Raw genomic sequence first — 15,149 nt, forward strand, 5'->3', positions numbered from 1 at the left:
AAACTTTTCTACCCTAAATAATTCAGGTTGCAACCAGGGAATATGCAACCTGAATGATCACGACTATAAAACAGAACGCTTACCGCTGAGGTTATTATGTTTATCCAAAACCTTTTATTGGTCGTTGTCGATGTACTGAAAGTGCCCTCAATCCTGGTGGGATTAGTGGCGTTATTTGGTCTCGTCGCGCAAAGAAAACCGTTCCCGGATGTGATTAAAGGTACGGTAAAAACTATTCTGGGATTCTTAGTGCTGGCGGGTGGTGCGTCAGTGCTGGTCGGTTCATTGACCCCACTGGGTGATATCTTCAAGCAAGCTTTTGATGTACAGGGCATTATTCCGAACAACGAGGCAATGGTCTCGATTGCACTGGAAAAATACGGTGCACCAACCACGCTGATCATGGCGTTTGGTATGGTGGCGAATATTGTGGTTGCCCGCTTTACCCGCCTGAAATATATCTACCTCTCCGGTCATGTCACCTTCTATATGGCCTGTATGGTGGCGATTATTCTGTCAGTCGCCGGTTTCGAGGGCGTACAGCTTATTTATACCGGTTCCCTGGCACTGGGTATGCTGATGGCATTTTTCCCGGCGCTGGCCCAGCCGCATATGCGTAAAATCGTCGGTCATGATCAGGTCGCTTTAGCGCATACCGGTACGGTGGGTTATGTGCTGTCAGGCTGGATTGGTTCGCTGGTCGGTAAGGGATCAAAATCCACCGAAGAGATGAACATGCCAAAAAACCTGAGTTTTTTGCGCGACAGCACCATCTCGATTTCTCTGACCATGATGATTATCTACTTTATTCTGTCGGCTTCTGCGGGCAAAGAATATGTGGAAAGTCATTTTAGCCATGGTCAGAACTACCTGGTCTATTCATTTGTACAAGCCATCACCTTCGCTGCCGGGGTATTTATTATCCTGCAAGGTGTGCGTTTAATTCTGGCGGAGATTGTACCGGCATTCACCGGATTCTCGGAAAAACTGGTGCCTAATGCCCGCCCGGCACTTGATTGCCCAATTGTTTTTCCCTATGCGCCGAATGCAGTGCTGGTTGGTTTTATCTCCAGCTTTGTTGGTGGCCTGGTCGGATTATTTATCCTCGGCCAGCTGAAATGGGTATTAATTCTGCCGGGCGTTGTACCGCACTTTTTCTGTGGGGCCACTGCCGGGGTATTTGGTAACGCCACAGGCGGCAAGCGTGGTGCGATGCTGGGTGCATTTGCGCATGGTGTTTTGATTACCTTCCTGCCGGTGGCGTTATTACCGGTACTGGGCGCACTGGGCTTAACCAATACCACCTTCTCAGATACGGATTTTGGTGTGACGGGAATTCTGCTCGGCAACATGGCCAGATATATGGACAAAGGCACCATCACGATGGTGATTACCGGGATTTTTGCTCTGCTGGTTATTTATAACTTTGCCGCCAGCAATAAGACAGTGGCGAAAGAAGCTAACAACGAATAAAAATAATAAGGGGCTGATATCAGCCCCTTATTTTAATGCTTAATTCCCTGCACCACGCCTTTGCGCTGTCCTTCCAGGTCCGTCACGCGGTTACACACCTCATGACCAAAATTCTGAAAGTCCTTCTCCTGCTTGTTCCATTCGGTTTGAATCGACTGCTGTAAGCCGCCGAGATTACCGACTAAAGCCTGCAACGGGTTATTGCCGCTGCCTGCCTGCTGGCTACCCATCTCATTCAGACTGTCCTGCAGGATGCCGCCCATCGTACTTTGCACTAACTTTTCACCGTCAGCGCGCACCTGATCAATCGCCTGATGATGGAACGTCAGCCCATCGCTGCGATGCTCGATAATACGATTCATCTGCTGCTTCAGCTGGCCATCAAGGGTGGTGAGGCGGTTACGCACGTTGCTGTTCGGACCGAGTTTTTCGACGATAACCTGGTCCAGCGCGACACGGCTTCTCTCCAGGCGCGAAGTGGCACCCTGGTCAATCCACGGCAAATCACGACGCAACGCGTTCTGATAGTCGATGGCTTTCTGGCGCGTGGCATTGTCAACGTTAACCCGCTGACCATTGAACTGCACATCACCCTGGGGGGAGATTTCGAGGTTGCCATTCTCGCCCACCACTTGCACGCTCTGCGGCTTAATAATCACATCATCCTGTGGCTTCACGCTGCATTCATAAGCAGCCTGCGCCTGCGTCGCCGCCAGAAGCAGCGCGGCAAGAAGAACGTTACGAACCATGAAATCTCCTGATTGTGTCTTCCTTCGGGAACTGCGGCCATTAACACGGTCGGCATAAATGCCGTCATCAAACCGGTGCGATCATTAACACGGTCGGCATAAATGCCGACCCTACAACGAATGTAGGGTGGCCATTTATGGCCACCGTTTAACAGCCGACTGTGATCTTAGTCCCACCAGACATCAAAGAGTTCAGTCACCTGGATATCCGCCAGCTGGCGATCCTGTAACCATTTACGTACCAGTTCGCGGTGTTCATCGGTACATTTGCCGGTCTGTTGCAGGCATACCAGCCCTTCCCATACCAGGTAGCCGCTGCCATCGTAGGCCAGGCCATTCGGGTCAATCACTTCATTGATAAACGCATCCAGTGTGCTATCAATCTGCTCCTCGCTGGTACCTTCGGCAAAACGCCAGGCGACAGAGAAACCCAGTTCCTGAAACTCATCAATATGCAACTTTTTACGTAAACGACGGCTGCGCTGTGTGGCCATTATTTCACCCTCTCAAACATCAGATCCCAAACGCCATGGCCCAGTCGCTGCCCGCGTTGCTCAAATTTAGTTAACGGACGCGTTTCCGGACGCGGCACGTAATCATGGTCAGCTGACTGGTTGTGATAACCATCGATGCTGCTCATCACTTCCAGCATGTGCTGCGCATAGGCTTCCCAGTCGGTTGCCATATGGAACACGCCCCCCAGCTTCAGCTTACGCATCACCAGCTCGGCAAACGGCACCTGGACGATACGGCGCTTATTGTGACGCACTTTATGCCAGGGATCCGGGAAGAACAGCTGCACCATACGCAGCGAATTATCCGGAATCATCTTCTCCAGCACTTCCACCGCGTCGTGACACATCACGCGCAGGTTTTCCACGCCCGCTTCTTTCGCTGAACCCAGACAGGCACCGACACCCGGCGCATGCACTTCAATACCGAGAAAGTTCTGGTGTGGGTTATTTTTCGCCATCGTCACTAACGATGCCCCCATACCAAAACCGATCTCCAGCACCAGCGGGGCATCGCGTCCGAAAAGTGTGGTCAAATCCAGCGGCTCCTGCTGAAACTCGACGCCCATCTCCGGCCAGTATTGATCGAGCGCCAGCTGCTGTCCTTTGGTTAAGCGCCCCTGGCGGCGCACAAAACTGCGGATACGGCGCAATGGCCGTCCGTTCTCATCAAATTCTGGGGTGATGACGTCATTAATCATGTCAAAGCCTGCTGATTAGCCTGTTCAGGGAAACGCGCATTATGCAAAGTTCAATAGCAGAAGCAAGCCTTTGCAATCTTCCGGTTTACACCCTGATCGCTCTGTGCTGGAATTCCTGCCTGATTGTAGAGTAACCATGGAAAATTGCCTTCTTATGATGCAAGCGCCGCAATTCGCGCAACAGGTGCTGGATTGGTATCAGCGCTTTGGCCGCAAAACCCTGCCCTGGCAGCAGGAGAAAACGCCCTATAAAGTCTGGCTCTCTGAAGTGATGCTTCAGCAGACTCAGGTTGCCACTGTTATTCCTTATTTCGAACGCTTTATGGCACGTTTTCCCACCGTAACCGATTTAGCGGCCGCACCGCTGGATGAGGTGCTGCACCTGTGGACCGGCCTTGGCTACTATGCACGCGCGCGCAATCTGCATAAAGCGGCAAAACAAGTGGTGGATAAGCACGGTGGCGAGTTCCCGCGTAATTTTGATGACGTGGCGGCGCTGCCTGGCGTTGGCCGTTCAACTGCGGGGGCTATCCTGTCTTTATCACTCGGTCAGCATTTTCCCATCCTCGATGGCAACGTAAAACGCGTGCTGGCACGCTGCTACGCCGTCGCGGGCTGGCCGGGCAAGAAAGATGTCGAGAAGCGCCTGTGGCAAATAAGCGAAGACGTCACCCCGGCGCAGGGCGTCAGCCAGTTTAATCAGGCGATGATGGATCTCGGCGCGTTAGTCTGCACCCGCTCGCGTCCCAAATGTGAAATCTGCCCGTTAAACAGCGGTTGCGTCGCTTATGCTAACAACAGCTGGGCCAGCTATCCCGGTAAAAAGCCCAAACAGACGCTGCCAGAGCGCAGTGGCTGGTTTTTGATGATGCAGCACGGTGACGATGTCTGGCTGGAGCAGCGTCCGCCAGTGGGGCTGTGGGGTGGATTGTTCTGCTTCCCGCAATTCACCACGGAACAGGCGATGATCGACTGGCTGGCAGAGCGTGGCATCCACGCCAGACCACAGCAGCTCACCGCGTTTCGTCACACCTTCAGCCATTTCCATCTGGATATTGTGCCTATGTGGCTGGCATGGCCTTCGTCCGGGTCGCTGATGGATGAAGCAGGCGGTCTCTGGTATAACTTAGCGCAACCACCGTCAGTGGGTCTGGCTGCGCCGGTCGAGCGCCTGTTGCATGAACTGCGACACCCCCAGCAACTGGCACTGCATACGCGAGTGACCGAAGAGGAAGAGTAATGAGCCGCACCATTTTTTGTACTTATCTGCAACGCGACGCTGAAGGTCAGGACTTTCAGCTTTATCCTGGCGAGCTGGGTAAGCGCATCTACAACGAGATTTCGAAAGAAGCCTGGCAGCAATGGATGTCGAAACAAACCATGCTGATCAACGAGAAAAAGCTCAACATGATGAACCCAGGCGATCGCAAAGTGCTGGAACTGGAAATGGTGAATTTCCTGTTTGAAGGCAAAGATGTGCACATTGAAGGTTACACACCGCCGGAAAAATAAACTTTCAGGGCCTCACCTTGAGGCCCTTTTCAGGTCAGGCTCGCATTCACAATGAATAAAAAATTGATCGCCATGCTGGCAATCGCACCGCTGCTGGTTTCCTGCTCCGGACACAAACAAGGGCAATATCACGAAGAGTGGGTCAAGGACACCAACGGTTTCGACATCCTGATGGGGCAGTTCGCCCACAACATCGAAAATATCTGGGGAATCAATGAGGTTCTGATCGCCGGACCGAAAGATTACGTCAAATATAGCGACAATTATTACACCCGCAGCCACATCAACTTTGATAGTGGTAGCATTACCATTGAGACCATTTCCGGCACCGACCCGATGGCGAGCCTGCGTCAGGCGATCATCACCACGCTGCTGATTGGTGAAGATCCGGGTAATGTCGACCTCTATTCCGATGCCAACGATATTCAGATCAGTAAAGAACCGCTGCTTTATGGCCAGGTGCTGGATAATACCGGACAACCGATTCGCTGGCAGGGCCGCGCCGCTAACTTTGCTGACTACCTGATTCAGAACAAGCTGCAAAAACGCACGTCGGGCCTGCATGTTATCTGGTCTGTGACCATTCCGATGGTGCCGAACCACCTCGACAAACGTGCGCATAAATACCTGCCGATGGTGCGTAAAGCCGCTGAACAGTATGGCGTCGATGCCTCACTGATTCTGGCGATTATGCAGATTGAATCGAGCTTCAACCCCTATGCGGTCAGCAACTCGGACGCGCTGGGCCTGATGCAGGTGGTTCAGCATACGGCGGGTGTCGATGTCTATCGTATGAAGGGGAAATGGGGCCAGCCGAGCCGTAGCTATCTGCTGGATCCGGAAAACAACATTGATGCGGGCACTGCCTATTTGTCGCTGTTGCAGAACACTTACCTGGGCGGTATTCAGGATCCAGTGTCACGGCGTTATGCGGTGATTACTGCCTATAACGGCGGCGCGGGCAGCGTACTGCGCGTGTTCTCCAGTGATAAAGACCGCGCCTTTGCCACCATTAACAGCATGTCGCCGAGCCAGGTGTATCAGACGCTGACTAACGACCATCCTTCAGCAGAGTCACGCCGATATCTGTACAAGGTGAACAACGCCCAGCGCAGTTATCACCGTTATTAAGGACGAAATCGCGCAATAAATTGCGCCGCTACAACCCTTCGCACATATCGTAGCGGCGTGATTTATCACGCAATTCTGTGCGCGTTGCCGGAAAAATCCGCGCGATGAATCGCGCCGCTACAGCTCAAGGGTAGAAGCGGCCATCAGGCCGCTTCTGGCTTTATATCATCATATTCGCCACCAGGTGCTTACGCCCGTTGTCATCTTCTTCGGTGTAAACGCCCTGTAGTTCTGGCGAAAAGCCTGGCAGCAGATTAATGCCCTCCTCCAGCGCGAGGAAATAACGCTGCACCGCGCCGCCCCATACCTCGCCAGGCACCACGCACAGCACGCCCGGAGGATAAGGTAGCGCGCCTTCAGCCGCGATACGCCCTTCTGCCTGCGCAATCGGCACCAGTTCCACATCACCACGAATATACGCCTGATGCGCATCCTGGGGATTGACTACCACCTGCGGGAAGCAGGCTTCGCGGAACATCGCTTTCTGTAAATCTTTCACGTCATAGCTAACGTACAAGTCATGCATTTCCTGGCACAGGCGACGCAGGGTATAGCCCTGATAACGCGCCATATTTTTGCGATATACGCTCGGCAACACCTCTGCCAGCAGCGCATCTTCCTTCACATGCTGTTCAAACTGCTCCAGCATCGCCACCAGATGCGCCATCTTCTCGGCACTCTCCGCTGGGGTCAGCAGGAACAAAATTGAATTGAGGTCGCATTTTTCCGGCACGATACCGTTTTCACGCAGGTAGTTGGCGAGGATGGTCGCCGGAATGCCGAATGCCGTGTACTCGCCACTGGACGCATCAATCCCCGGCGTCGTCAGCAGCAGTTTGCAGGGATCCACCAGATATTGCTCGCTGGCGTAACCGGCAAAACCGTGCCATTTCGCGCCTGGTTCAAAGCTAAAGTACGCCGGATCGGAGGCAATAGTCGCAGTTTCTGCCGACTGCCACGGTTTACCGTGCACCTGCTCCGGAACGAAAGGCAGGATCATCTCGCAACGCTCCAGAATCGCCTTACGCGCATCAATGCCCAGCGTGACACATTCGTGCCACATGCTGCGACCCGCTTCGCCCTGATGCATACGCGCATTGATATCCAGCGCGGCAAACAACGGGTAGAACGGACTGGTGGAAGCATGCAGCATAAAGGCGTTGTTCAGGCGCTTATGCGGGCAGAAACGTTTCTGACCACGAATATGGTTATCTTTCTTGTGAATCTGCGATGTCTGCGAGAAACCGGCCAGCTGCTTATGCACCGACTGGGTGACAAAGATGCCAGGATCGTTTTCGTTGAGATCCAGCGTCAGCGGCGAGCAGCCTTCCATCAGCGGGATAAACTGTTCGTAGCCCAGCCATGCAGAATCAAACAGGATGTAATCACACAGATGGCCGATGCGATCCACCACCTGACGCGCGTTGTACACCGTGCCGTCGTAGGTGCCGAGCTGGATAATCGCCAGGCGGAACGGGCGCTGATCTTTCGCCCGCTGTGGTGCCACTTTCTTCACACGTTCGCGCAGATATGCTTCGTCAAAGCAGTGAGCATCAATGCCGCCAATAAAACCAAACGGGTTGCGTGCCGCTTCCAGATAAATCGGGGTAGCCCCGGCCTGAATCAGCGCGCCATGATGGTTAGATTTATGATTGTTGCGGTCAAACAGCACCAGATCGCCCCGCGTCAGCAGCGCGTTGGTCACCACTTTGTTGGCGCTGGAGGTACCGTTCAGCACGAAGTAGGTTTTATCCGCGTTGAACACTTTCGCCGCGTACTTCTGCGCGTGTTTGGCGGACCCTTCGTGGATCAGCAAATCGCCCAGCTTCACGTCCGCATTACACATATCGGAACGGAAGACGTTTTCGCCATAGAATTCATAAAACTGCCGACCCGCCGGATGCTTTTTAAAGAACGCACCGCCCTGATGCCCCGGACAGGCAAAAGTGCTGTTCTGCATATCAACGTAGCGCATCAGGGTGTCAAAGAACGGCGGCAGCAGTTTGGATTCATACTCCTGCGCGGCGTCTTCCAGCCGCTCCCACTCTTCCGGCGCACCGTTGATTTCGCCGGTCACACCCGGCAGTTGCAGCACCTCTTCATCAAAGGCATTCGCAACGAACACCGGCAGATTGAAGCCGGTATGGCGCAACAGCGCCAGCACGCCACTCCGCGTATCTGCCAGCGAGACGACAACAGCCGCCACATCGGTAAAGTCAGTATTGTCCAGCGTCACCACATCACGCATGGTGTTCAGGCTCAGGTTTGGCGCTACAGCAACGCTGGCAGCAATTTTCAGTGGTGTCATAACACAAATCCCCAAAGGTCAAGGATGAGTGGGTGCCAGTGGCACAGCAATGAGGAAGATTCCCCGGCGAATAACGTCAGACGGATGGGTGCAAAGGTGGATTACAGCCGCAACCGATAGACATCAGTAAAGCCAGATCGCGTCTGTCTTTACTCATGTCCAACAGCGAGCGTTAAGCTGGCCTCACCGCATGGTGAGCGAGAAATGCGAACAACAGATGACGGAGGAACGCTTTCGGCGAAGCGAACGGGAACAAGTGCAGTGATGCATTGTACCGGGCATGGCAGCGTCCTCAGTGTTAAAGGGAATGGATAAACTGGCGCAATAATGTCATCTTTTTTTTGCCGGAACAACCCGCCAGCGGCAATTTCTACGCATGAAAGAATCTGGATAACACATTGATAATAAGCATATTTTATCAAATGATAAAATCAAAAACGCTTAAATATCCGCACCTTATGCAAAATTATGCAAGGTGCGGATATTAATAACAAAGCGTTACAGCCAGTGCTGAGCACGAATCTTTTCGCCATCGCTGAAGCGGCTGAAGCGGAACGGCTGCGCATCCACCGACGGCGTACTGTTCAGCACCAGATCCGCCATCAGTTGCCCGGCACCGGGAGCTATGCCAAAACCGTGCCCGGAAAAACCGGTTGCCAGATACAACCCGGCCACCTGATCAATGCCAGAGATCACCGGAATGGCGTCAGGCATGGTGTCGATCAACCCGCCCCAGCACTGCGCCACCGGCAGATCGCGCAGCGGCGGCATCAGTTCTGCCAGGTTATGGCGCATGCGCTGCACAATCGCCGGATCAATCAGTGGATCGAGCACGCGCAACACCTCATAAATCGATCGTTTATCGGCCTGACCCGGCTTCCAGCGCAGCGCTTCATCGACAAAGCGTTTGCCCAGACGCAGCTGTAACGACTTACGCTCTACCCAAAACGCAGGCATAAAGCGTGGGCTGAAACGCAGGGAATCCAGCGTAATATCGGCGGTGTTGGTTGCTGAGCTGGCAACGGTCAGACCACCGTCCAGTCGTTTACGCAGCGCCACGCTGCCAAAACTGGCGCAGACACCGGGATCGAACTCCAGCGGACGAGTGCGCAACACTGTCGACAGCACTTTCAGCTGTGGCAGCGTCACCCCCAGCCCTTGTAACAACAGGCGCGACCAGGCCCCGCCTGCCACCACCACCTGCTGACAACGGATTGCGCCGTGCTCGGTCACCACCTCACTGACGCGACCATTGGTGCGTTCGATAGTGCGCACCGCACAGTGCTGTTGCAGATTCAGTCCCAGCTCCATCGCCGCTGCTGCCATCGCCGGAGCCGCCTGCTGCGGTTCCGCCCGCCCATCCAGCGCCGTGTATAACCCGCCGGGATAGCTGGCCTGCAACTGCGGCAGATGCTGGCGCAGCTGTTGCGGCGTCAGCATTTCACTTTCGATACCGTAGTGGCGGGCTTCATTCACCCAGCGCTGATGGCGCTCGCGTTGTTGCTCAGTGCGGGAGGCGTACACGATGCCGTTGCGACGAAACCCGGTTTCGCGGTTAAGGCGCGTATTCATCCCTTCCCACAGCTGCATACTGAGATTGATCAACGGCAGCTCGCGCAGATCGCGCCCGGTACGACGGCACCAGCCCCAGTTACGACTCGACTGCTCTGCCGCCACCGTGCCTTTCTCCAGCAGCACGGTACGTACCCCGCGCTGCACCAGCGACAAGGCGGTCGCTACGCCGATAATCCCGCCGCCAATTACCACCACTTCGGCGCTGGTCGGAAACTGCGCCGAAGAGGGAACTGCATCAACGCTGGGGCCCATGGTTTATTTCCTCGTCAGGTAAAAGGGCATCAATAGTTATCTTCCACCGTCCAGTTCACCGGAATTTCGGCGATGCTGGTGGTGGTGGGTAATTCCAGCACCGTGCGAATCAGGTGCGCGAGATCTTCCGGCTGGGTCATTTTCTCAGCCGGGACTTCCGTCAACGCCGTCCCCATATCGGTGGCGACAAATCCAGGGCAAATGGCGGTGCAGCGAATACCATCGGCATCACCGATTTTGCGTAAGCCGTGCGCCAGCGCCAGCGCGGCATACTTGCTCATGGCATACAGGCTGGAGCGCTCGGCTTTGACGCGTTTGCCGGAAAGGGACACCAGCATCACGATGCGTCCGGCACCGCTGGCCTGCAAATGCGGCCAGGTGAGACGGCTGAGACGCATCGGTGATTTGACGTTGACGTCAAAGGTGCGATCGAATTCATCGTCAGTGGCTTCCAGGATCGACAGTGGCAGCATCATGCCTGCGTTGTGCACCACCGCATCAATACGGCCAAATTTTTCGATAGTCGCAGCGACCCACTCTTCCTCGGTGGCGGCATCGAAAGCATCGAAACGGCACACCAGTTGGTTGTCGCTATCGCTGATGGAGACCTCTTGCGGTGAGCGACAGCCGAGACTGACCGCCCAGCCGTTCGCCAGCAGATTGGCAGCAATCGCCGCCCCGATACCGCGACTGGCTCCACTGATTAACGCGACTTTTCGTGTTGATTTGCTCATGGTTTTCCCCTGATAGAATGGCTTGCGCGATAAATCGCGCCGCTACGACAGATGCGGCGCTTGTTGTAGCGGCGCGATTTATCGCGCGCATTTGACGATTTACAACGATGCCCGCAGCCGCGTGTCCAGCGGGCTAATCAGCGGCGCAATCGCGGCCACTTCCTCTTTCAGCAGCGCCACATAACGTTGCTGCACCTCGGGATTCAGCCGTGGTGAGAGGAACGTCAGCCCAAGCGATCCCACCACGCCCGCGCCGGAAACCTCAATCGGCACCGCGATCCCGGCGATCCCCGGAATGAGTTCTCCTGGATCGATGGCAAAGCCCTGTTGCCGTGTCTGATCCAGTTTCAGTTGCAGATTTTCCGCTGTCAGTTGTGGCCAGCTGTCGAGCCGCGCCTGATTACGCGCCAGAATCGCCTGTTGCTGTTCTGCCTCAAGGAACGCGAGGATCGCCAGGCTGCCCGGTCCGAGGCCCAGTGGCACTGCGCCCCCGACCGAACCCGTCAACGTTTGCATTTGATATTCACTGTCATAACGATCGATGCATACCGAGTCATCCCGATCGCGCGCCATCAGCATCGCCGTCTCGCCGGTTTGCTGGCGTAACCGCTCCAGCGCTGGCTGGAACTGACGACGCAGGCCCGGCCCGCGTGCTGCTTTGGCACCAAACACCAGCAGCTTGGTGCCCAGCCGGTAACATTTGTCGCTCTGCACCTTTTGCAGCAGCTGATGTTCCACCAGCGAATTGAGAATGCGGTGGCAGGTTACTTTGTTCAGGCCAGACAGTTCACACAGCGCTTTCAACGTTGCCCCTTCACTTCCCGCATCTGACACCAGATCGAGCAACATCACTGCACGATCGAGTAACTGGACGCCATTTTTCCCCGAATTTTCGTTCATCGCCTCACCGTTAAAGTTCCACATTGTGAAACTTTAAATCATAAGATTTCAGTATATGGTTTTTTGTTGACTAATTTTCTAGCAGATTTCATATTCGGTTGACAAGTGAGCAACGCGATTCAACAAAAAAAGTCGCTCACAGTACAAAATTTACAACACCTGCAGATTCATCCCGACAGAGGAAATATCTATGAAAAACCATCGCATGCGTATTCTGGCTGCTTCGATGTTGCTGTTGGCCGCCCCGGTTATCACCCACGCGGACACGCTGTCCGACATCAAAGCTCGCGGCGTATTAACCGTCGGGGTGAAGAACGACTATCCGCCTTACGGATACATGGATAACAACGGCAACACCGTCGGCTTTGAGATCAGCCTGGCGCGCTACATCGCCAATGAACTGCTCGGTTCGCCGGACAAGATCAAGCTGGTGCCGGTGAACGCCTCCAACCGTATGCAATTCCTCAATTCCGGGCAGATCGACATGATCATGGCCACCCTTGGCGTGACGCCGGATCGTGCCAAACAGATCGACTTTACCGATGAATATGTTTCCGCTGCTGGCCCGTCGATCCTGGCGCGCAAAGAAGTGAAATTTACCCAGTGGGAACAACTGAAAGGCCAGAAAATCTGCGGGATTCAGGGCTCTTATTTCAACAAAACCGTGACGCAGAACTACGGCCTGCAACTGGTGAACTTCACCGCGCTGCCAGAAGCCTACCGCGCGTTGCAGGATAACCGCTGCGTGGCGATGGTGTTTGATGACATGTCGCTGCAAAACAAGCTGAAAGAACCCGGCTGGAGCGATTACAAAATCGCGGTGAAACCTTATGAATACCTGCCGATGGCCGGTGGTCTGCGTAAAGGGGATGACACCTTCCGGGCCGCGGTCGATAAAGCCATCGTCAAAGCCGAAGGTGAAAACAAGCTGATTGGCTGGGAAAAAGAGTTCGATATGCCGGCATCGCCGTACATTGCCAAACGTGCTGAAGCCGCGCGCGCTGCGGCTAAGTAAGCCGTCAGGAGCGTAACATGTTCGGACTCGATTTCTCCTGGCTGCTCGACCCCACGTACCAGCAATGGTTGCTACAGGGCGTGCTGCAAACGCTGGAACTGGCGGCGCTCTCTTCGGTGTTCGCCATTCTTATCGGCCTGCTGGGTGCTTTTGGCCTGACGTTCCGACTCGCGTGGCTGGATGCCAGTATCGAGTTGTTCGTCGAGCTGTTTCGCAATACGCCGCCGCTGCTGCAAATGTTGTTCTTCTACTTCACGCTCACGCAGATTGGCTTTACCAGCGAAGACCCGGTGACCGGTTTGCAGGTGCCGCTGATTAGCGCCTTTATGTCGGCCACCGTGTCGCTCAGCCTGTTCGGCGGCGCGCTGTGCATCGAAGCCTTTCGTTCCGGCTTCGATGCGGTGCCGAAAGCAACGCTGGAAGCGGCACGCTCCCTGGGTTACACGCGCTGGGGGTTATTCCGCCATGTGCAGATGCCGATTGCCGCCCGTATCTGCCTGCCGCCACTGACCAACGTGCTGACCAATCTGTTCAAAACCACTTCTCAGGCGTCGGTGATCACCGTACCGGAGCTGATGTACGCCGCCGGACAGATCTACAACGACACCTTCCGCACGCTGGAAGTGATGCTGCTGATCCTGGTGATCTACGTGGTGCTGGTGAGCGCAGTGGTATGGCTGATTGGCTGGGTGCAGCGCGCGCTGGCCTATCCCGGTTATGGAGCCTGAGTGATGAGCGACATTCTCTATCTGAAACGCAAAAAACAAACGCGCCACGCCTTTCTGTTTATTGGCCTGCTGCTGCTGTTGTTCAGCATGGTCACCGATCGGGGTGGCGAGTGGCACCAGGTGTGGGAAAGGCTGCCCCTGCTGCTCACCGGTTCGATGCACGGCTGGCCGCTGAACGGTGGCTTCATTCTTAACATCTTTATTGGTATCGCCAGCATGGCAATTGCCACGGTGCTCGGGCTGTTTCTTGGTCTGCTGATGCTGGCAAAACGCCGCTGGCTCAGTATCCCGGCGCGCGCGGTGATGAACTTTCTGCGCAACGCCCCCTGGCTGGTGCTGCTGTTTTCCATGCTGTATCTGCTGCCGTATCGCGTGGAGTTGCTGGGTTTCCAGTTCACGTTGTCGCCGCTGTTCAAAGCAATTGTCGGCCTGAGCCTGCCCACTGCGGCTAACTTTGCCGAGGTGATCCGTGGTGCAGTGAACTCGGTGCACAGCGGCCAGTGGGAATCTGCCCGCTCACTCGGATACAGCCCGTGGCAGATCTATCGCATCGTCATTCTGCCGCAGGCGCTGCGCCGCATTATTCCCGGCTGGATGAACCTGTACGCGCTGCTGGCGATCTCCACCGCGCTGGCCACCGTCACCGGGGTGCAGGAAGTGGTGACGCTGCTGCGCACTACGCTGGCAACCGAAAGCGAAGGCTCGCTGGTTTATTTCTACGTCACCGTGCTGCTGATGTTCTTCTGTTATTGCTATCCGATTGCCCTGCTGGCGCGTCGGCTGGAAAACCATACCAAAGGGGATGCCATATGATCGATCGTACTCCGTCCCTGATCGAGCTGGACAATATTCACAAATCCTTCGGCAACACCGAAGTGCTGAAAGGCATCTCGCTGGAAGTCACCAAAGGCGAAGCGGTATGCATCATCGGGCCTTCCGGCTCGGGTAAATCCACCATTCTGCGTTGTATCAACGGCCTGCTGCCGATCGACGACGGCTTTATCCGCGTCGGCAATCACCGCGTCCATGAGATCGAGAGCGAAAAAGCGATGCGTCCGCTGCGCCATCAGGTGGCGATGGTGTTTCAGCAGTACAACCTGTTTCCGCATCGCACCGTGCTCGACAACGTGATGATGGCACCGATGCAGGTGCTGAAACATGAACGCGACGCGGTACACGAGCGGGCGCTGCGTCTGCTGAAAAAGGTACGGCTGGAAGGCAAAGAGGGACGCTACCCCGGCGAGCTTTCTGGTGGACAGCAGCAACGCGTCGCCATTGCCCGTGCGCTGGCGATGCAGCCGGAAATCATCCTGTTTGATGAAGTCACCGCCGCGCTGGACCCGGAAACGGTGAAGGAAGTGCTGAACACCATTCGTGAACTGGTGGATGACGGCCTGACCTGCCTGCTGGTGACGCACGAGATGCGCTTCGCGCGTGAAGTGTCGCACCGGGTGTGCTTTACCGACAAAGGCAAAATTGTGGAGATGGCGCCCCCGGCGCAGCTCTTTGACGATCCGCAGGATGCGCGCACGCGCGAGTTCCTCGGCCAGGTGTTGTAA

Annotated in this window: 15 protein-coding genes; 8 read left to right on the plus strand and 7 right to left on the minus strand. The window is 55.3% G+C overall.

The features are described 5' to 3' along the window. The first annotated feature begins 96 nt into the window (after nt 1–96). Nucleotides 97–1,473 (plus strand): PTS ascorbate transporter subunit IIC, encoded by a 1,377-nt coding sequence (locus CUN67_RS16550; protein WP_208716390.1) that lies wholly within the window; start codon nt 97–99, stop codon nt 1,471–1,473. A 32-nt stretch (nt 1,474–1,505) separates the two neighbouring features. Here CUN67_RS16550 and CUN67_RS16555 read toward each other — a convergent pair whose 3' ends face one another. The 3 genes from CUN67_RS16555 to trmB form a co-directional block, all read right to left on the minus strand. Next, nucleotides 1,506–2,222 carry a DUF2884 domain-containing protein gene (locus tag CUN67_RS16555; protein ID WP_208716391.1) on the minus strand — a complete coding sequence of 239 codons (717 nt, stop codon included), beginning with the start codon at nt 2,220–2,222 and terminating at the stop codon, nt 1,506–1,508. 167 nt (nt 2,223–2,389) lie between these two features. Further along, nucleotides 2,390–2,716 carry a YggL family protein gene (locus CUN67_RS16560; RefSeq protein ID WP_208716392.1) on the minus strand — a complete coding sequence of 109 codons (327 nt, stop codon included), beginning with the start codon at nt 2,714–2,716 and terminating at the stop codon, nt 2,390–2,392. Then, entirely contained in the window at nt 2,716–3,435 is a 720-nt protein-coding gene (trmB, locus tag CUN67_RS16565) for a tRNA (guanosine(46)-N7)-methyltransferase TrmB (protein WP_208716393.1), read from the minus strand. The genes CUN67_RS16560 and trmB overlap by 1 nt, the downstream gene beginning before the upstream one ends. A gap of 154 nt (nt 3,436–3,589) precedes the next feature. Here trmB and mutY point away from each other — a divergent pair, with 154 nt between their 5' ends. From mutY to mltC, 3 genes are read left to right on the plus strand one after another with little or no spacing between them, the layout of a single operon-like run. Beyond that, entirely contained in the window at nt 3,590–4,675 is a 1,086-nt protein-coding gene (gene mutY / locus CUN67_RS16570) for an A/G-specific adenine glycosylase (protein ID WP_208716394.1), read from the plus strand. After that, the gene (locus CUN67_RS16575; RefSeq protein ID WP_084876606.1) at nt 4,675–4,947 is read left to right on the plus strand and encodes an oxidative damage protection protein; all 273 of its coding nucleotides are present in this window, start codon (nt 4,675–4,677) and stop codon (nt 4,945–4,947) included. Before mutY ends, CUN67_RS16575 begins: the two co-directional genes overlap by 1 nt. A gap of 51 nt (nt 4,948–4,998) precedes the next feature. Next, on the plus strand, nt 4,999–6,078 hold the full coding sequence (gene mltC, locus CUN67_RS16580; RefSeq protein ID WP_208716395.1) for a membrane-bound lytic murein transglycosylase MltC: 1,080 nt from the start codon (nt 4,999–5,001) through the stop codon (nt 6,076–6,078). Between the two features lie 160 nt (nt 6,079–6,238). On the opposite strand, the gene CUN67_RS16585 is transcribed toward mltC, so the two are convergent. From CUN67_RS16585 to CUN67_RS16600, 4 genes are all read right to left on the minus strand, one after another. Beyond that, entirely contained in the window at nt 6,239–8,386 is a 2,148-nt protein-coding gene (locus CUN67_RS16585; RefSeq protein ID WP_208716396.1) for an ornithine decarboxylase, read from the minus strand. 498 nt (nt 8,387–8,884) lie between these two features. Next, a complete protein-coding gene (locus CUN67_RS16590; RefSeq protein ID WP_208716397.1) occupies nt 8,885–10,213 on the minus strand; it encodes an NAD(P)/FAD-dependent oxidoreductase in 1,329 nt (442 codons plus the stop codon). Nucleotides 10,214–10,242: 29 nt separating this feature from the next. Beyond that, on the minus strand, nt 10,243–10,947 hold the full coding sequence (locus CUN67_RS16595) for an SDR family NAD(P)-dependent oxidoreductase (protein ID WP_208716398.1): 705 nt from the start codon (nt 10,945–10,947) through the stop codon (nt 10,243–10,245). 99 nt (nt 10,948–11,046) lie between these two features. Continuing rightward, nucleotides 11,047–11,847, minus strand: a complete 801-nt coding sequence (locus CUN67_RS16600) for an IclR family transcriptional regulator (protein WP_208716399.1) — start codon at nt 11,845–11,847, stop codon at nt 11,047–11,049. A gap of 190 nt (nt 11,848–12,037) precedes the next feature. Here CUN67_RS16600 and CUN67_RS16605 point away from each other — a divergent pair, with 190 nt between their 5' ends. Genes CUN67_RS16605 through CUN67_RS16620 form a run of 4 tightly spaced genes read left to right on the plus strand, consistent with a single transcriptional unit; the run spans nt 12,038 to nt 15,149 of the window. Then, a complete protein-coding gene (locus CUN67_RS16605; protein WP_208716400.1) occupies nt 12,038–12,862 on the plus strand; it encodes a transporter substrate-binding domain-containing protein in 825 nt (274 codons plus the stop codon). Between the two features lie 17 nt (nt 12,863–12,879). Then, a complete protein-coding gene (locus CUN67_RS16610) occupies nt 12,880–13,590 on the plus strand; it encodes an amino acid ABC transporter permease (RefSeq protein WP_208716401.1) in 711 nt (236 codons plus the stop codon). Between the two features lie 3 nt (nt 13,591–13,593). Continuing rightward, the gene (locus tag CUN67_RS16615; RefSeq protein WP_084876613.1) at nt 13,594–14,403 is read left to right on the plus strand and encodes an amino acid ABC transporter permease; all 810 of its coding nucleotides are present in this window, start codon (nt 13,594–13,596) and stop codon (nt 14,401–14,403) included. Beyond that, nucleotides 14,400–15,149 carry an amino acid ABC transporter ATP-binding protein gene (locus CUN67_RS16620; RefSeq protein WP_302882280.1) on the plus strand — a complete coding sequence of 250 codons (750 nt, stop codon included), beginning with the start codon at nt 14,400–14,402 and terminating at the stop codon, nt 15,147–15,149. Before CUN67_RS16615 ends, CUN67_RS16620 begins: the two co-directional genes overlap by 4 nt.

It is taken from the genome of Pantoea cypripedii, from assembly GCF_011395035.1.
Taxonomy (GTDB): Bacteria; Pseudomonadota; Gammaproteobacteria; order Enterobacterales; family Enterobacteriaceae; genus Pantoea; species Pantoea cypripedii_A.